The organism is Paenibacillus sp. GM2FR, from assembly GCF_002803325.1.
GTDB classification, from domain to species: domain Bacteria; phylum Bacillota; class Bacilli; order Paenibacillales; family Paenibacillaceae; genus Paenibacillus_AQ; species Paenibacillus_AQ lautus.
Window position 1 is genome coordinate 2,196,372 of the sequence record NZ_MKZM01000008.1, and the last position, 16,576, is coordinate 2,212,947.

Genomic DNA, 16,576 nt, shown 5'->3' on the forward strand with positions numbered 1-16,576 from the left:
TTTGGCTTGCTATTTAACCGTGACTACACATTCCGCCGTCTTGCTGCCATCCAGTGTCGTGACCTTAATAACCGCCGTGCCCGGCTGCAGTCCTTTGACGACTCCGGCATCGCTGACGGAAGCAACCGCGCTGTTGCTGGAGGTCCAGGACACATTCTTTACCGTTGCAAAAGATGGCTGAACCTCCGCTTTTATTTCGGCCGTTTGATTGACGGACAGCTCGAGGGTGCTGACGCTTAGACGCACCTCGGTAACCGCAGCTTTGTTATCCTCGATCACATGACGCCAGAGCTCGTTACCGGTCACAAAGTACAGGTTGCCCATGATATCCCGTGATAACCAGGCGGCCTGATTCCTCATGATCGTCATTTTTTTGTCCTCAGGATGGATGGAGAACAACTTGCCGCTCATTGTTCCGTAGACGAGGCCGTCTTTCCCGATAACGAGGCTCGCATCTCTCCACTGTCCGCCCGCTTCCGGAAACTTCTCATCCTGATACACCACCTCTCCGGACGAAGGGTCATAAATAAACAGCGTGCCCATGGCAAAACCCCAGATGTTCCCGTCCGGACCTTCCATCAGTGAAGTGATAGCTCCTTTCCCGGGGACAGGAACCAGCTCCCTTTCCTTGACTCCCTTCGCAATGTCCCACACCAATAACTTCGCTTCGCTTTCGGTCGGCGTGCTGCCGAGACCTCCACGGATTGAACTGCCTGCATAAATCTTTCCGTTCTTGTAGGCCAAAGACACGATGCTCTGATTCGGCACGATCTGCGTATGAACCGACAAATCATGGTTTGCCGGGTCATAGACGCTGAAGGCTCCGCCAAGCTTACCGTAGTCCGGAACCGTGCCAATGAACAGCTTGTTTTCCGCTCCTAGCATGGCAAACGGACGATCCTGCAGATGATCTGTTTTCAAATCAAACAGCTTGTTCACCGTTCGGTTAGTACCGGAGTTTCTCCAGGGCTTCGTCGTGTCATATTCAAAAATATTGGCGCCCGGATAGGTGCCGAAGTACATTTTGTCTCCGATAGAGGTCATCCCCTCGGTCTGCCCGATCGAGTTATTGGTGGAGAGCCCTGTGTCCGGATCATAGATGCCCATGCCGCCGGGAAGAAATCCGCCGGCATAGATGTTCCCGTCAGGTCCTTGTCCGGTAATATGCAGATCGATAGGCTGCTTAGGAAGCGGCATGACGGCCTGCTTCAGCGTTCCCAGCTCCAAATTGTATTTGATCACTTTTGCCGAAGCATTTCCGGCAACGCCGATCAGCGTCGGACCGGGATAATCGGGCTCATCAATCAAGGCTGTTCCCCAACCGATTACGTTGGAGACAAAGTTGATCTTTTCACTGCCTGTATATACTTCCTTCACTTCGTTGGTCGACAGATCATAGCTTTTTAGAATGCCGCCGTAAGTAAAATACACCTTACCATCGTGCGGTTCGGACACCCCTCTGGAGTGAATCAACTCATCATCTTTAATCACTGAGCCGGTTCCTTTGTCCAGCACGATCATTTTGTAGCCGGGATCCATCTTCAGAAACAGCTTGTCGCCTACGATGTTCAGATCATAGGTGCTCGTCAGATTATACTGTGCCGGCATGATGTTGGTCTTCTGATCGGTATTCAAATCATGGCGAATGAGATAATTTTTCGTTCCGCCACCTCCAACATATAGGACGTTCTCCTCCTTGTCGTATGCCACGCTCCGCGGATAAATCTGACCCGGCATAGGGTTGCCGAAATTCGTAAAGTCTTTTACCGGGTCATATTCGAACACGGAGCCTGACGGGTAAACACCACCGTAAACTTTGCCGTCCAATCCCGGAGTCAGCTCGAAGAATTGAGTGGTTTGACTGACCGTGCCTTCGGCTGGGTCACCGAGATTGACGATCGTATCGGTCGGCGGATCATACCGGTAGAGTGAAGCGGTGCCGTAGGAACCGAGATAAACCCTGCCGTCCGTTGCTACCGCCATCCCCCAAGCCCCGGTTGCCCCCGGCAGATCGATCGCCTTTAACGTCTCCTCGGTCTGAATATCGACGACGACAAGCTGGGCCGGATCGCCGACCTGAACCATATAAGCGACATCGCGTCCGTTTTCATTGCCGAACACTGCCCGCATGACATAGTTGTTATACACCTGGATGCCCAGATTTTGATAGGCGGGAACGACTTCCACGGATTCCTCGTCTTCTGCCAGCACGTCGCCGCTTTCGCCGTCGATCAGCCGATAGCTGAAGGTGTACTTACCGATTTTCGAAAATTTAACCCGCCAGTCCTTGGTGGAAGAGTCGTCTGCCGGCAGCTCAAAACCCGGCTTTCCGTAATCCCCGCTGTTCAGTATCGAGTGATGTCGTCCCTCTTCGTCCTGAACCGTGAACATAATATCACCGTCTCCCTGGGTTTTGGACACCTGTAGATAAGCGGATTTGTTTCCTCCGTTCTCGTGAGCTTTCGTGGAAATCGTGACAGGCAGCGTCAGGTATTCCCCCGCACCGGCCTGATCCAGATCCGTGATCTCGATCTGATACGGCGATCGGCCCGGGGTCACATTCACCTTCTTTACCGCGGCAGCAACCACCGTTCCATCCCGACTGACTACTTTATAGGTCACCGTATATTCTCCCGGCTGATCGAACTCTGCGGTCCAATTCGAGGTGTTAGCATATTGGGGAGTCAGGCGGAAGCCCTCTTTTTGCAATTCCGACCGGTCAATGAAGGATACCTCTCCGGCTCCGGGAACCTCGGGAGAGCTGTAATCCGCGCGGCCCGGCCCGCTCGTATTCACTTCAAAATAAACATTGCCATAGGTTGCAGGAGCAGGTTCATAGGTAGCAAGCGTAACTGTGTAATCGATCATGTCTCCTACCGTAACCGTGTCCGGCAGCGTAAGGTCCAGACGATAGGACGAATGTGCGGGCTTGGCGCTGCCGTCAGCATCGGCGACCTCCGGCATAAACAGCTGGGGAAAAATCAGTGCAAATGCTAGGGTCCAGGTCCAACCTTTGGAGCGGAATAATAATCGAGACTTCATTTCATCAACTCTCTCCTTTGACTAATTAGATTTGTAGACGCTTTCAAACAAACCGTTTTGTTCTGCTTTTATCCTGGTATGTAATTGTATTCCCCCTTTCAGAATACATGTATTTAACATGTATTTGTTGATCATAAGTTAACATGTATAACAGGCAGCGTCAACGCCTGATTATTCGTTTCTCTTCTACCGTTCAAAGTCGCTCTCACCGAATTTCCGGCCCCAAGAACTTAACTACTGATAACAAAAAAAAGCCGTATCTCATACGGCTTTCAGAAACAACTACTTGCCGGGCAATTGGATACCGTGCCATTCGCTTACATCGCATTGGCCATATTCATTATCACCCACGGCTACCACCGTGCCGTCCGATTTAAGGCCGAGCGTATGAGCGCAGCCCGCCGCTACAGCTACAATGTCGCGCCAGCTGCTTACATTGCATTGGCCATGCTCATTCCAACCGACAGCCATGACCGTACCGTCCGACTTAAGGCCGATAGTATGATAACTACCCGCCGCGATCGCCACGATACCCCTCCAACCACTTACATCGCACTGGCCATGCTTATTTAAACCCGCAGTCGCTACCGTGCCGTTCGATTGAAGCCCGACGGTATGAAGGTAGCCCGCCGCTGCCGCCACGATGTCGCGCCATCCGCTTACATTGCATTGGCCGTACCGATTATTCCCCACGATGGTTACCGTGCCGTCCGTTTTAAGACCGACGGTATGCCAGTCACCTGCCGCGACCGCCACCATATCACGCCAGCCGTTTACATTACATTGACCTTCATTATTTCGTCCCACAGCCACCACTGTGCCGTCCGATTGAAGCCCGACAGTGCGACGCCAACCCGCCGCGACCGCAACAATATCAGACCACCCGTCAACATCGCATTGATCATGCTTATTCCAACCCACAGCGGCCACCGTTCCGTCCGATCTAAGACCGATGGTATGAGCATTACCCGTGTTCGTTGCCTTATGAACATTACCTGCAGCGACCGCTACCATATCGTGCCAGTCACTTACGTCGCATTGGCCGTATTGATTATCTCCTGCAGCCGTGACCGTTCCGTCCGATTGAAGTGCCACGGAATGACGTCGCCCCGCCGCTATGCTAGGTTTGGGCCACCGTTTTTCCTTTATCACTGCTTCTGTCAGTGAAGTGTAATCCATGCTTGACCTCCTCGATTTTTTATACCAACTTCGATCATATAACATTCAGGCAAGAATTCGCTTGATAGACCAGGAATCCTTGCGGGGAGGGGCATTGACTCTTAAAAAACGGGTATAGAGTAATTACCTCGAGCGAATTAAAAAAGATTATTGTGCTGAGCAGTTTAAGGGAAACCGTCTTTTTCATTGAAAGCATGACCCCCCTTAAATCATAAATTAAAGTCCCATCATAAAGAGCTTGATGGGACTTTAATTTTGAAAAATCACTGTCGCATCCTGGCACAGATCTCACCAAGCCTTGAATCCTTCCTTGTTCTAGAATTGACAGACTTGGAGAAAACCTCGTTCTTTATGAATTGCTTTGAACCGTAGATAACGAAACGAGGACCGGTCCGGCAAAATCCGAAGCTTCTTCGCCTTTTGGATTATGAAGACGGAACAGGAAAGCGTCGCCTGTTTCAGATTGCCACACAGTATAATAGTTAATCCCTTCATCACTCGAGGTCTGAAGGTAGAGTTCGGCTGAACCCAGCGGATGCTCGACGAGTTCTCCACTAAAATCGGATACTTTGCCGAACTCTTCCAACTCCTTTTTTCCTGCACTTTTAAGCTGCGTTAGGTCATAATTTGCAGGCAGGGGCTCAATATCAACATAGTATTCTGGATTGCTGCTAAGAAACAGACGTCCTTGGGCAGCATCGAACTCGAACTTTTCGAATACGTACAAGGAAAAGCCCTCGCCTTGATGCAAGGTGGCTGTATGTGACTGGTTACCCTCACCAGTCATCAAATCAAAGGTTTCGTTCTGGGGACGCGTCCCTTCGTAAGCTTGCTCGTTCTCGGTTTCAGGAGCCGTGACCTCTTCATTGGCCGGTGTTGATATTTCAGGACTGGCGGGAGGCTCAGCTGCTCCTGAGCATGCCGTAAGCGATAGAACCACGGCGAAAATCGTTATTGTTATGAATGCAAAATGCCTTGGATTCACATCGGATCACGCCTTTCTGTATTGAGTTCATACACGCTTCATGAGTTTCATTACATTATGATCAATTATGAGTTATTACCCAAGTAAGGGTGACGAAACGTTGATTCCCCCATTATTTAGATAGACGTGAGCACCCCATGATAAGTTACGTCCACACTCGAATAATTTGTTAAGCTTCAGATCGCTCTATCCCCCCGCTTGACAAACGATCGATGACTTCATAATCAAACCAGTCAAACAGCGCAGGGGTTGTTTCGTTGTCACCGAATGCATACATTGCTAACATTACGCCTGTAAACCCGCCGGCAACTTCCGTCGAAAGCAGATGGGTTTCGCCCGATCCCATAAAGATGACCTCGGAAGAGTTTTGTTCGATGGAGAATCGGAAAATGCTCGGGCCTAGCTTCGATCCTTAATACGACGGGTCCCTCAGTACATGGACGGGTTTGCTCTGTGCTAATCGACCTAACGGTACGTCTGAATACGACGGATTTTTGCCCGTTGACCGGCCTTACAGCCAGATCATAATGATACTGTTCATTCATAAATACGGTTAATCCCGCTTCCTCTCCCTCGTGTACAGGCTCATAGTCCAGGGCAGTGGATATATTGCAGGAAAATTGCATAAACGGCGTCCGACAAAAGCGGGGGAGCCTGCATCATGTAGAGAGGATGGATGGCCCCGAAGCACAAGATATCCCGGACGTTCATGCAGTGACCAGCTTTCCTGTAACGGATTGCGCAAAAAGACCCAGTCCAAACCAAGGCTGCCCTCATCGAAATTATCTCTGATCGGCTTTGCAGGCCACCGGAGCTCGGGCAGCTGCGGCTTGTCCATCTCCTGCTCCACGCGTCCCTCGATGCCGATGCTCGGCCAACCGTCAGCCGTCCACGTGACGGGAGCCAGAAATGTCTCTCTGCCGAGATGATGACGCATAGGATAAGAAAACGGCCCACCAACTGCCATCCTGGGCCTGCACCAGATCTGCGTGTCCTGTCGCGTGTATGCTGCTTCTTCGGCTTCGATGCGACAGGATGGGATTATGCGGACAGTACTCAAACGGTCCATAAGGACGTTGGCTTCGTGCGACGGTCACCATATAATTTAGAACTTTGTCCTCAATCCTTGATTTTAGAGTCTAAAAACAGCATGATAAGGACAAGTGGTCACTGCAAGTCATGATTGGGAGGGAGTTCGAATGAGAAGCGTTCATTTGAATTGGTTTACGACCGATGAGCAATTTAAGTTCTTTATTCAGTACGGCAGACATGAGGAGGATATGTATGTGCATCGCCATGCTGATTTCTCCGAACTCGTTATTGTTTTACATGGGAATGCCACCCATATTGTCAATACAGAAGAATCGTTTATCAAGAAAGGGGACGTATTTGTCATTAACGGCACAACCTCCCATGGATATAAGGATCCTCATGAGTTTCGTATTTGCAACATCATGTATAAACCCGAGATGCTGGAATCGGCAGGTCCTGAGTTCAAAAGATCGAACGGGTATTAGGCGCTTTTCGTTCTGGAACCGTATTACCGCAATATTAACCACGCCTTGAGCAAGATGAGCTTGCCGATCTCAAGTCTGGATTACGTAACGTCCGTTGTTGATTTCATGATTGAGGAGTACACAAACAAGCTGCAGGGCTACCAGACCATTTTGCGTTCCCGTTTTATGGAACTCGTCGTCCAGTTGTCAAGGCAGTATGAAAAGCAGGAGCGGCGTCAAGGGGCCCAAAGCAATCTGATGCACCTGGCCGAGGCCATTTCCTTTATGGAGGATAACTATTTGCAGCCCATTTCTCGTGAAGAAATTGCGGCCAAATCGAATATATCCGTCAGACATTTGAATCGGATTTTCCAATCCTATTACCAAACGACACCCTTCGCCTATCTCCTGCAGCTCCGCTTGGAGCACGCATGCAGGCTGCTGAAGACGACCAACCTTCCGATTTCGGAAATTTCTTTTCAGAGCGGGTTCAACGACAGCAATTATTTTACTCGTCAGTTCACCAAGGTCTTTACACTATCTCCAAAAGCATACCGAAAAAACAGGTAAGTGCTTTCCACTCGTGGCCACGCAGGTTCATCTCCACACACGACGCCTCGCTAATGGAAGAAGCGACGCACCTGTGGATAAAAGGTACGTCGCTTCATGATTACAACTTCTGATAGTTAAAGTTTTTAAACGTAACCTCGCCGGAACCTTTCATCCGGAGAGCGATTCGTAATGCAAGAAATCCGCCCAACGAATTGTGATGCCAGCCGGAAGTTTCGAATGAGTGTTCAAATTTATTCCATTCCGATCCATCCGCACTGTAATAAAATACGACCTCATGCTCGTTATTTTCAAGACGTACGATGACCCGCCGATGCGGATAAGCCTTTGAAGGGGTCTCCCAGCCGCGAATAATACCGTATATGCCCTCTTGGGATATGCCAAATCCGCTATACGTCGATTCATTATAAAACAATAAAAACTGCCCTTCCGATTCTTCGGAGAGCTCAATCTCCACTTGTGCCGCATACGAATGGTCCTCCGGCATAAAGACCAAGGGTGCCGCCTCGGTCGCAGCCTGGAGCGTTATCGCATGTTTCTGAAGGGTATACTGCATCTCATTGCTTGATTGATACCAGCTCCACGGATATCCCAGCCCGCCGGACGCGGCTTGAAATTCATCGTAAGCCATGCCGTGTGTGACGGCCTCGCCCGGCGGTTTAAGAATGGGCTCGTCGGTCTGACCATGAGGCGGGACGCGGAACCATCCGTCTTCCGTCCATTCCAGCGGTTCGAGCAGCGTTTGTCTGCCGAGCGTGTAGTACCCTTTTTCGTACGCGTGATAAACGATCCACCAGCCGCCATCCGGGGTGTCAACCAGTGAACCGTGCCCTTTGGAGCACCATCGTTCATTCCGGCTTTGCGTTCGAATAATCGGGTTGTAGGGAGAGTGCTCATATGGCCCCCATGGTTCTTTGGATCGGGCAGAAGCGACCATATGACTTGTCGCAGGACCCGATGTTCCTCCTTGCGCCACGGTAAGATAGAAATATCCGTTATGAAACGTGAGTTTAGGTGATTCCATAAAGTTTCCTTCCACGACCCATTCCTTCGGAAACGGCCAACCATCATACACTTTGCGAGGGGCGCCAACGGCCGACAGTCCGTCCTCGGCCAGTTCTACCATATAACCATCGCTAAAAAACAAATACCGATTTCCATTGGAATCCGCGACATGTCCCGGGTCAATTCCTTGAACCCCCACTTTTTGGGGATCGCTCCAAGGTCCGTATGGATGTTGTGCCGTAAGCACCATGATCTCTTCTTGGATGGGAGCATAGATATAAAACCGGTCTTTGTAGTATGTCAAATCAGGTGCCCACACATCGCCGGCATAATCGGTTAACGCTTTGGCGATGGGTTCCCAGTTCACCAGGTCTTTAGAGTGCCAAATCAGTAACCCCGGCGCAAACTTAAAACTGGAGTGTGTCATATAATAATCGTTTCCGACTCTGACCACGCTAGGATCCGCATAATCACCGGCCAATATCGGATTTCTATAGGTGCCGTTTCCTAAATCTCCGCTTGCTTGCATAATCCAAACTCCTCACATTCCAAGATGTTATAACCTGTCCAAACTACAATTATAAGCAGATCGAAATGACTGGACCTTGATTATACGGTCATGGATTAGCACGATTGAGACATGACAGTGGCGGATCAACCATTTTATTATCAATTCCCGGCTTGCAGCTAAACCCGATCAACATAGACGTGATAGCGTTCATGATACACATGCGCAAGCGGGATGAACAATACATCATCCGCAACATGGCGGAAAGCAATCTCGTGCTGCTCTGTTTCCTTGATGAAACTTTCCTGTAACGACTCTTCGCGCAGCGGAAGGCGCAGATAGCCTTTTGCTTCAGAGAGCGCAGCCAAAATGTACGGGCCATACGCCAGCGACACACGCTCTTTCCGATCGGGCGCAGCTTCCAGACGGAGCCGGCAGTCCAAGAAGAGTTTGATCTCATCTCCGTCCTGCCAATCCCGACTCACGCAGATATACCCTTTGGAATCTGCGGCCATATCGGCCTTCCGTCCGTTGATCTCCATACGACAGTCCGGCCCGCTCCAATATGGACGGCGAATCTTCAGTTCGAATGTCCCCCTCCCTTCCATCCGCAGCGACACATTCCCGGGGTTGTAAGTATCTACGTCCAGCATCAGCTTCACCTGCCGTTCCCGCCAATGGAGCGTTGAAGGAACAAACAGGTTTACGTACAGGTCGGATTCATCGTAAAAATAAACCGCCTCCGTATATTTCAAATGATTTTCCAACCCGGTGCCGTGACAGCAGGTGTTCCCCGCCACGTCAAAGGACTTCGCCCCAGCGGGCGCCAGCGGCATGAAATACGTGCTCCCTCCCGTCGGCTTATGATCGCAGGAGGCCAAAATGTGATTGAACATTGTTCGCTCGTAATAATCCATATATTCCGTATTCGGGCCATATGCAAACAATGCCTTCGTCAGTTTCAGCATATTATAGGAGGCGCAGGTTTCCGCGGTTTTGTCGCTGAGATACTCACCGATCCTGCCCGGCTGCTGGAACATTTCGCCCTCGCCGGTGCCGCCGATGGAATACGTATGGGCGCTCGTTACGGCCTGCCAGAAAAAGCGGGCCATATCGTAATATTCCTTCTCCCCGGTGGCCTGGAATATTTTTAGCGCGCCGATGATCTGCGGAATGTGCTGGTTGGCATGCAGTCCGCCGATGGCGTCAATCTCCGCACGCATCGGGACAAACAGACGGTCATTGTCGAACAGCCTTGCCGCAGCTAGATGTTCAGGTTTATGCGTAATGGTATACAGCTCAGCGAGCGATTCGTTGATGCCGCCAAATTCGCCGGCGATGTACATGCCCCACATGGTTTTCAATACACGGTTCGAAAGCCTGCTTAAGCGGTGGTACACCCAATCCCCGAGCTTATCGGCAATCACCAGCGCCGTGCTGTTTCTCAGATGGCGGTAACAGTCAAGCAGTCCGGCGAAAATTTTATGCAGAGTATAGTAAGGAGCCCATATCTCCGGATAGCGGGTAAACTGCTCCAGCAGGTCAAACTGCTCCTCAGAGTATCCGCTAAGGAAGCCGCCGTGAAAACCGGGTTGGCTTGCAAAAGCAAGCTGGCATTCCTCCAGCGAAGCGATCATATACTCTGCCTTCTGTTTAATGTCTTCATCCCCTGTAGCCGCATAGCACAATGCCAGCGCCGACAAGTAATGTCCTGTCGTATGCCCTCTCAGCAGGCAATCCGGCGAATCCCAGCCGGTCATTTCAGGGGCTCCGCACGTATCCAGCCCGGCGGCTGCCCGGAAATTATATAACATTTGGTCGTCATTGACCTCCTTCAAGAAAGCGAGGCTTCTGTCTTGAGCGGCTTTAAAGGCCGTTCCGGGCTTCAGAATGACTGCCCCAGCGGGAAAGCTATTCATGGCGGGAGCGGTGTCCATCATTTCACGCTCCAGCTTGGCCGCCGTCCAGACCTCCGCGCTTACCGGAATGGCCGTGTCTTTTAGCACCCCTTGGATCATGACGGAGCCTGGCTCCTCAAAAGAGCGTTCTTCTCCTTGTTCCCAATCCACGGCATGGGAAATGACTTCCCCCTCTACCGTTTCGACCACAGCCACTGCCGGTAAATAAAATGTCCTGCCCAGCTCGGCTTTCAGTCGAGTCGGATAGATCCGGGACACTTGAATTTTGTTTTTTTCCTCCAAAATGGTCACTTCATAGACTTTTTCCTTGATGCAGCCACCATACTGAAACGTAGCGTGCAGCGGGACCGTACGTTTGCCGATTCCGTATTTCGGCCGGGTCACCGAGCCGTCGTCATGGAGAAAGCGGGAATCCTCTGATGTCCAAGTGATCTTCGAGCCGTATTTTCCTTTCCGGGGCAAACGCAGATCGAATTCCACCGTTGCCAAATTGCCCAGATACAGCGTCTCTATATCCTTCTTAACAATGCGCTCATCCTCTTTAACCGTACTCATGTCATGCCCAAGGGAAAACGATTTTTTCATATCCATGCCTCCTCTTCCCATTTCTTATATAACTGCTCTCTGGCATCTGGAATGCCTGAATGAAACTGGATCAAGGAAGAGGCGCGAACCCGGCGGACATGCTCCATCGCTTCATGCAGGTATTGTTCCTGATCCTTCCCCAGCGCCCCGGCATCGCGACAAATGGTGACGGCCGCAACCCTTCCCTGGGCCATGGCCACCCGTGCGCTCTCAATTCCCGCAATATTGCCGGCGACATACAAGCCCTCTGCGGGTGTCTGCATGTTCTCGTTGTGAATCGGGATATGACCGCCCAGTTCCTTCACATAAACAAAAGGGCAGCCGGCTACCGCAGCCAATTCCGCGAGCGGGTACAAGCCGCCGGCAAGAGCCACGAAATCCACCTGCTCCTCCCGCTCGCTTCCATGAATGATTTCACCTGCTCCGGTTATATCCGCCAGCGTCACGGATTCCACATGATGTTTACCATTGATGGATATCGCGGCAGTACGCAGCTGCAAAGGAATATCCCAAATTTTCATTCCGCCCCGCGGAAAGAAGCGGGACACCGCACCAGCCATTCCCAGGCTTGCACCCAGCTTTCCTCCGATTCTCATCAGCGGAGACGGCGCCATATGAGCAAGGTTCAGCAATCGTTTCACCGCTTCTTCAGGCAAAGCGTCCTTACCGGATACAGAACTTCGTTCTGGCAGCACAATCCCCGCAATCGTTACCCCGCTGACGGACAACTCGCGGGCAATCGCCATAGCGAGTACATTCACGCCGATAATCAGCCCTCGGCGGCCCGGCTTTACATAATGTACATTGGCCATCACCTGAGCGGCCCCGATCGACATGACCCCGGGCAGCGTCCAGCCTGGGGTCGGCTGAGGAATTTCGGCGGCCCCGGTGGCGAGCAGCACCCTTGGAGCCGTGAGCGATCCGCAGGTGGTTCGTACAATCCAGCGCCGGTCAGTCCGGAGCATGCCATGAACGGAAACACCGCAGCGGATGTCTACCCCCAGAACACGGCATTTTTCTATCAGCTGTTCCGCAGCCCGCCTTCCTACCCACCAGCGGGCATTTTCCTCGTGAAATTGCCCTAGCATGCGTCCACCCGGCTCTGGGAATTCATCCAGCACAGCTACACACAGGCCATGCTCGGCCGCCACTGCTGCGGCGGATAATCCTGCCGGACCAGCTCCTACAATCAACAGATCGAATGACGGTGTCTTGGTCATGGCAGCTTCCTCCCCGTAATATCATTGGGAAGCTGCCGCCCTTCGCAAATAAGCATCCCCTCTTCGAGCGGGGTAAGGCAAGAGCGCACCGGCCCCCTCCCTTCCACGTTCAGCCGGCATTCCATGCAGTGGCCGATGGCGCAGTACAGCCCCCGGGCCGAGCCGGTCTCCTCGTGTCTGCGCAGCGTTCGAATGCCGGAGGCCAGCAGGGCCGCCGCGATCGGCTCGCCTTGAAGTCCGGTCAGCTTCCTCCCGTTAAACGTAAAGCTCACCGGTTTCCGCTCTTTCCTCTGCGGTCCCAATATCGGATGAACAGGAATCCTCTCCATTACACATCATCCTTTGCCAGCTGGCCGAAGGTTACGGGCCGTACCGGCGGACGGTGCGCGAGCAGCTCCGGATCCCGAGGGGAATCCGGATTCTTGGTATGAATCCAGGCTTCGAGAAGCTGTCTGCATACCCTGCCTTGACAAGCTCCCATAGCGGCCCGCGTTTTCATTTTTAACTGCCGAGAAGTGCGGCATCCTGACTCATAGGCGGCCTCCAATTGAACAAGGGTCACTTCTTCACAGCGGCACATGATCATATAAGAACCATTCATCAGAAGCCTCCTATCGATAAGAAATAGCGCACGTCTTAAGCTCAGTATAGAAATCCAGAGCAGCTTGCCCCTGTTCGCGCGTATGGGAGCTTGACAGTTTCATGCCGCCGAACGGGGACTGATATTCGACTCCCGCCGTTTCCTGGTTAACGCGGACCATTCCCGCCCGGGCCTCGTCCAGGAACCGGTGGGCATAAGATAAATTTTGAGTAAACAACGAGGCGCTCAGCCCATAAATCGATTGATTGCATATGGCCACCGCTTCATCAAAATCGGCCGCTTCAAGCACTGCAGCGACGGGTCCGAAAATTTCCTCTTGAACCAGGGGATGCCCGGCGTTCAAGCCCCCAGCCACCAGCGGCCGGATATAGTAACCTTCCTGATCTCCGGTTGCAATGGGGCCTTGCGCCAAAATTTCCGCTTCCTCGTTGGCCAACTGCACATAAGACATCACCGTTTCATACTGGCTTGCGGACGCCACGGGACCCAGGTAAGCCTCGGAGTCAAGAGCCGGAGCAAGCTTGATTTGGGATACGGCTTGTGACAACGCCTCGATAAATGTTTCATAGATTCCGGATTCAACGATAATCCGGCTTGTTGCCGTGCATTTCTGGCCAGCCGATCGAAAGGAGCCGCTGACAACGAGCGGCACCGCCGTTTCAAGATCGGCGTCGTTTAACACAATCGCGGCATTTTTACCGCCCATTTCAGTCTGGTATTTAATATTGCGTTTTGCACAGATTTGAGCGATGTTCAGCCCCGTAGATGTTGAGCCAGTGAAACTTAAGGCATCCAAAGGGATTTGCTCCAGAAGGACATTGCCGATCTGACTGCCCTTGCCGACAACCAGATTCATGACGCCTGGCGGAAGCCCCGCCTCGGCAAAAACTTCAGCGAGCCTGGTCGCGGTTAACGACGCAAGCTCCGCCGGCTTCCATATCACCGTGTTTCCGCTAATCAATGCCGGGGCTATTTTCCAGATCGGAATCGCAACCGGGAAGTTCCAGGGCGTAATAATACCCGCCACGCCGAGTGGAACCTTTCTCGTGTACTGCAGCACGTTCTGCTCGCTGGAAGGGATAACCGACCCGTTTGCGCGGACACCCTCCGCTGCGTAATATCGGAGCAGATTCACTCCCCGCTTGAGTTCCCCCCGCATTTCTGCAATCGGTTTTCCCATCTCCATGCTTGCAAGAAGAGCCACGTCATCTGACTTGGCTTCGAGTACATCTGCCATGCGGTCCAAATGCCCGGCCCTGGCTGAGCCGCTCATGCGGGACCAGGAGGCATAGGCCTCGCGCGCCGCCTGCTCGGCCTGAATAACGTGTGATGGATCCGATAAATGCAGCACCCCCACCTGCTCTTTAGTGTTGGATGGATTGGTCACGGCGACTTCCCCCGCCGCAGGCTTGATCCACTCTCCGCCGATCCAATTACGGCTGTTTATCATTTCCTTCCCTCCTATTCCTGAATCCTCTAGCTTTTTGACCTAGGGCTTTATAGCTGGCTGATTCCGGTTGACGGCAAACTCATACGCTTCCTTGATCGCTGCATAATCGGCTTCAGGCAGCGGAAGGCGAGGCGGACGCGTTGGGCCTACCGGAAATCCGGCCAGCTCCATCATGTACTTGATCGATTGAACCAGCTGCGGACTGGCATCGAAGTGGAACAACGGGAGAAGATGGCGATACAGTGCGGACGCATCCTGAAGCTTGCCTTGTCTCGCCAGGTTAAACAGCTCCACGCCTTCCTTCGGCAGGGCATTCGGCACGCCGGAAATCCACCCCGAAGCTCCGAACAGCGCTCCTTCCATCGCTAAATCGTCGACGCCGATCATCACTTCCAGATCCGTATAGGCCAAAATATCGTGCACACGGCGGATGTCCCCGGAGAATTCTTTGACGGCAACTACATGTTCGAGCTTGGATAGTCTAGAAAGCAGCTGCGGCGTCAAATCGACCTTGTAATCATGCGGATTGTTGTAAACGATAACCGGCAGCCCCACTTCATTGATCGCCTCATAATGAGCGATAACCTCAAACTCAAGCGGTTTGTAATTAATCGGAGGCAATGCCATTACGCCGGCAGCGCCCGCATCCTTGGCATGCTGTACCCATTCGACCACCTGCTTGGTGGAAGGTGCAGCAGAACCGACTACTACCGGCACCCGGCCAGCCGCGGCTTCGATGACGGTTTCAACAACCTTGGCCCGCTCTTCCCGGGTCAAGGCTGCATATTCACCTAAAGATCCGGTCGGGATCAGACCGTGCACGCCTTGTGAGATGAGAACATCACAAAGCTCGGCCAGACGCTGGTAATCAACCTCGTAATTCGGTGTAAACGGTGTGACAAGCGCGACATAAACCCCTTCAAATGTTGCCATATCGACATTTCTCCCCTCTAATCCGTTTTCGTTCCATATCCATATCTATCAGTAAAGAACAAATCCTTCCGGCAGCGGATCGGTCGGATCCAGCACGAAATTCATAAATCCCATAATATAAGCGGTTCCTGTAAGCCGAGGAATGACGGCTTTGTACCCGTGCGTTTCCGTTTCCTCCGCGATGCTTCCAACCGTTTGAGCGCCGGCCATCCCCTCGTAAATGACCGGCTGTCCCGGCTCAAGCAAGCCGTGGGAATGTAAAACCGCCATATGGGCAGCGACGCCGGCGCCTCCCGGCGACCGGTCAAGCTGAACCCCGGCAAATACAGCCGTGCTGCGATATGCGGGCCGGTTCGGGGTTCCGCCATCGCACCGTTCAACCCTTTGAAAGAAAAACACGCCATGAATCCCGGAAATCCAGTCCAGTTCCGGATGCTTCACCTCGTGCTGCCGATCGAGCTCATCGCGGATCAGCCTGCCCCACTCCCGCAGCTTCTGAAGCGGGAAAGCGCCTTCGACTCCAAATGCGGTTGTGTCGACCACGGCATAAAATTCGCCGCCAAAAGCAATGTCGACCCTCGCTGCCACGCCTTGAACATTCACCGTAACCTGCTTGGCATAAACGAAGCTCGGAACATTCAAAAAGGAAACGGACCGGACTTCATGCCCTACGCAGTCGGCATAAGCCGTCACCGTACCAGCCGGGCAATCGATCAGGACCCCATTGACCGCATCCGAAGGATCCAGCTGTCCCGTCGCCGTCCATGCCGCGACGGCCGCGATGATGCCGTGACCGCTGACGGCCGCGAGACCTTCCTGATTCAGGAAGAGCAACCCGAAGCGCGCAGCTGCCGTTGACGGTGCCGTGACAATCGCTCCCGTCATCTCGCGATGCCCTCGCGGTTCGGCCAGCAGAAGCTGTCTGGCGGAATCGAAATGCCTTTTGAAAAATAATGACTTTGCGTGCTGCGAGGAGCCGCTTAGCTGCGGCAGGCCGCCAGTGATGATCCGCAGCGGCTGGCCGCAGGAATGGGTATCCATCGCCGCATACCATTTCGTTGTTTCCATAATGCTTGCCTCCGG

General features: G+C 52.6%; 13 protein-coding genes and 2 pseudogenes. 1 reads left to right on the forward strand and 14 read right to left on the reverse strand.

Annotated elements, in window-relative coordinates; translation table 11 throughout:
* Positions 1-9: 9 nt before the first annotated feature.
* The 6 genes and pseudogenes from PAEVO_RS09905 to PAEVO_RS34260 form a co-directional block, all read right to left on the reverse strand.
* Positions 10-3,042, reverse strand: a complete 3,033-nt coding sequence (locus tag PAEVO_RS09905) for an Ig-like domain-containing protein (RefSeq protein WP_100537390.1) — start codon at positions 3,040-3,042, stop codon at positions 10-12.
* A 282-nt stretch (positions 3,043-3,324) separates the two neighbouring features.
* Positions 3,325-4,221, reverse strand: coding sequence for an RCC1 domain-containing protein (locus tag PAEVO_RS09910; protein ID WP_100537391.1), 897 nt, complete (start codon positions 4,219-4,221; stop codon positions 3,325-3,327).
* A gap of 349 nt (positions 4,222-4,570) precedes the next feature.
* Entirely contained in the window at positions 4,571-5,206 is a 636-nt protein-coding gene (locus PAEVO_RS09920; RefSeq protein WP_100537392.1) for a hypothetical protein, read from the reverse strand.
* A 169-nt stretch (positions 5,207-5,375) separates the two neighbouring features.
* Entirely contained in the window at positions 5,376-5,552 is a 177-nt protein-coding gene (locus PAEVO_RS34610; protein ID WP_279300443.1) for a beta-xylosidase family glycoside hydrolase, read from the reverse strand.
* Positions 5,467-6,173 (reverse strand): annotated as a pseudogene (locus PAEVO_RS34865) (beta-xylosidase family glycoside hydrolase). Before PAEVO_RS34865 ends, PAEVO_RS34610 begins: the two are co-directional and overlap by 86 nt.
* Positions 6,088-6,306 carry a family 43 glycosylhydrolase gene (locus tag PAEVO_RS34260; protein WP_243390709.1) on the reverse strand — a complete coding sequence of 73 codons (219 nt, stop codon included), beginning with the start codon at positions 6,304-6,306 and terminating at the stop codon, positions 6,088-6,090. The pseudogene PAEVO_RS34865 and the gene PAEVO_RS34260 overlap by 86 nt, the downstream one beginning before the upstream one ends.
* 99 nt (positions 6,307-6,405) lie before the next feature.
* On the opposite strand from PAEVO_RS34260, the pseudogene PAEVO_RS09930 reads away from it, so the two are divergent.
* Positions 6,406-7,272, forward strand: a pseudogene (locus tag PAEVO_RS09930) (helix-turn-helix domain-containing protein).
* Between the two features lie 100 nt (positions 7,273-7,372).
* On the opposite strand, the gene PAEVO_RS09935 reads toward PAEVO_RS09930, so the two are convergent.
* From PAEVO_RS09935 to PAEVO_RS09970, 8 genes are all read right to left on the reverse strand, one after another.
* The gene (locus tag PAEVO_RS09935; protein WP_100537393.1) at positions 7,373-8,806 is read right to left on the reverse strand and encodes a family 43 glycosylhydrolase; all 1,434 of its coding nucleotides are present in this window, start codon (positions 8,804-8,806) and stop codon (positions 7,373-7,375) included.
* Between the two features lie 158 nt (positions 8,807-8,964).
* A complete protein-coding gene (locus PAEVO_RS09940) occupies positions 8,965-11,289 on the reverse strand; it encodes a beta-L-arabinofuranosidase domain-containing protein (protein ID WP_243390710.1) in 2,325 nt (774 codons plus the stop codon).
* Positions 11,286-12,509 carry an NAD(P)/FAD-dependent oxidoreductase gene (locus PAEVO_RS09945; RefSeq protein ID WP_100537394.1) on the reverse strand — a complete coding sequence of 408 codons (1,224 nt, stop codon included), beginning with the start codon at positions 12,507-12,509 and terminating at the stop codon, positions 11,286-11,288. Before PAEVO_RS09945 ends, PAEVO_RS09940 begins: the two co-directional genes overlap by 4 nt.
* Positions 12,506-12,838, reverse strand: coding sequence for a (2Fe-2S)-binding protein (locus PAEVO_RS09950; RefSeq protein WP_100537395.1), 333 nt, complete (start codon positions 12,836-12,838; stop codon positions 12,506-12,508). The genes PAEVO_RS09945 and PAEVO_RS09950 overlap by 4 nt, the downstream gene beginning before the upstream one ends.
* A complete protein-coding gene (locus PAEVO_RS09955) occupies positions 12,838-13,110 on the reverse strand; it encodes a (2Fe-2S)-binding protein (protein WP_100537396.1) in 273 nt (90 codons plus the stop codon). Before PAEVO_RS09955 ends, PAEVO_RS09950 begins: the two co-directional genes overlap by 1 nt.
* A gap of 10 nt (positions 13,111-13,120) precedes the next feature.
* Positions 13,121-14,557 (reverse strand): aldehyde dehydrogenase family protein, encoded by a 1,437-nt coding sequence (locus PAEVO_RS09960; RefSeq protein WP_100539398.1) that lies wholly within the window; start codon positions 14,555-14,557, stop codon positions 13,121-13,123.
* 42 nt (positions 14,558-14,599) lie between these two features.
* Positions 14,600-15,493 (reverse strand): dihydrodipicolinate synthase family protein, encoded by an 894-nt coding sequence (locus PAEVO_RS09965; RefSeq protein WP_100537397.1) that lies wholly within the window; start codon positions 15,491-15,493, stop codon positions 14,600-14,602.
* Positions 15,494-15,541: 48 nt separating this feature from the next.
* Positions 15,542-16,561, reverse strand: a complete 1,020-nt coding sequence (locus PAEVO_RS09970) for a proline racemase family protein (RefSeq protein ID WP_100537398.1) — start codon at positions 16,559-16,561, stop codon at positions 15,542-15,544.
* Between the last annotated feature and the right edge of the window lie 15 nt (positions 16,562-16,576).

Coding starts and splice junctions, on each gene's coding strand:
- PAEVO_RS09905 (WP_100537390.1), bottom strand. CDS start 3,042: ATGAAGTCTCGATTATTATTCCGCTCCAAAGGTTGGACCTGGACCCTA.
- PAEVO_RS09910 (WP_100537391.1), bottom strand. CDS start 4,221: ATGGATTACACTTCACTGACAGAAGCAGTGATAAAGGAAAAACGGTGG.
- PAEVO_RS34610 (WP_279300443.1), bottom strand. CDS start 5,552: ATGGGATCGGGCGAAACCCATCTGCTTTCGACGGAAGTTGCCGGCGGG.
- PAEVO_RS34260 (WP_243390709.1), bottom strand. CDS start 6,306: ATGGTGACCGTCGCACGAAGCCAACGTCCTTATGGACCGTTTGAGTAC.
- PAEVO_RS09935 (WP_100537393.1), bottom strand. CDS start 8,806: ATGCAAGCAAGCGGAGATTTAGGAAACGGCACCTATAGAAATCCGATA.
- PAEVO_RS09940 (WP_243390710.1), bottom strand. CDS start 11,289: ATGAAAAAATCGTTTTCCCTTGGGCATGACATGAGTACGGTTAAAGAG.
- PAEVO_RS09945 (WP_100537394.1), bottom strand. CDS start 12,509: ATGACCAAGACACCGTCATTCGATCTGTTGATTGTAGGAGCTGGTCCG.
- PAEVO_RS09950 (WP_100537395.1), bottom strand. CDS start 12,838: ATGGAGAGGATTCCTGTTCATCCGATATTGGGACCGCAGAGGAAAGAG.
- PAEVO_RS09955 (WP_100537396.1), bottom strand. CDS start 13,110: ATGAATGGTTCTTATATGATCATGTGCCGCTGTGAAGAAGTGACCCTT.
- PAEVO_RS09965 (WP_100537397.1), bottom strand. CDS start 15,493: ATGGCAACATTTGAAGGGGTTTATGTCGCGCTTGTCACACCGTTTACA.
- PAEVO_RS09970 (WP_100537398.1), bottom strand. CDS start 16,561: ATGGAAACAACGAAATGGTATGCGGCGATGGATACCCATTCCTGCGGC.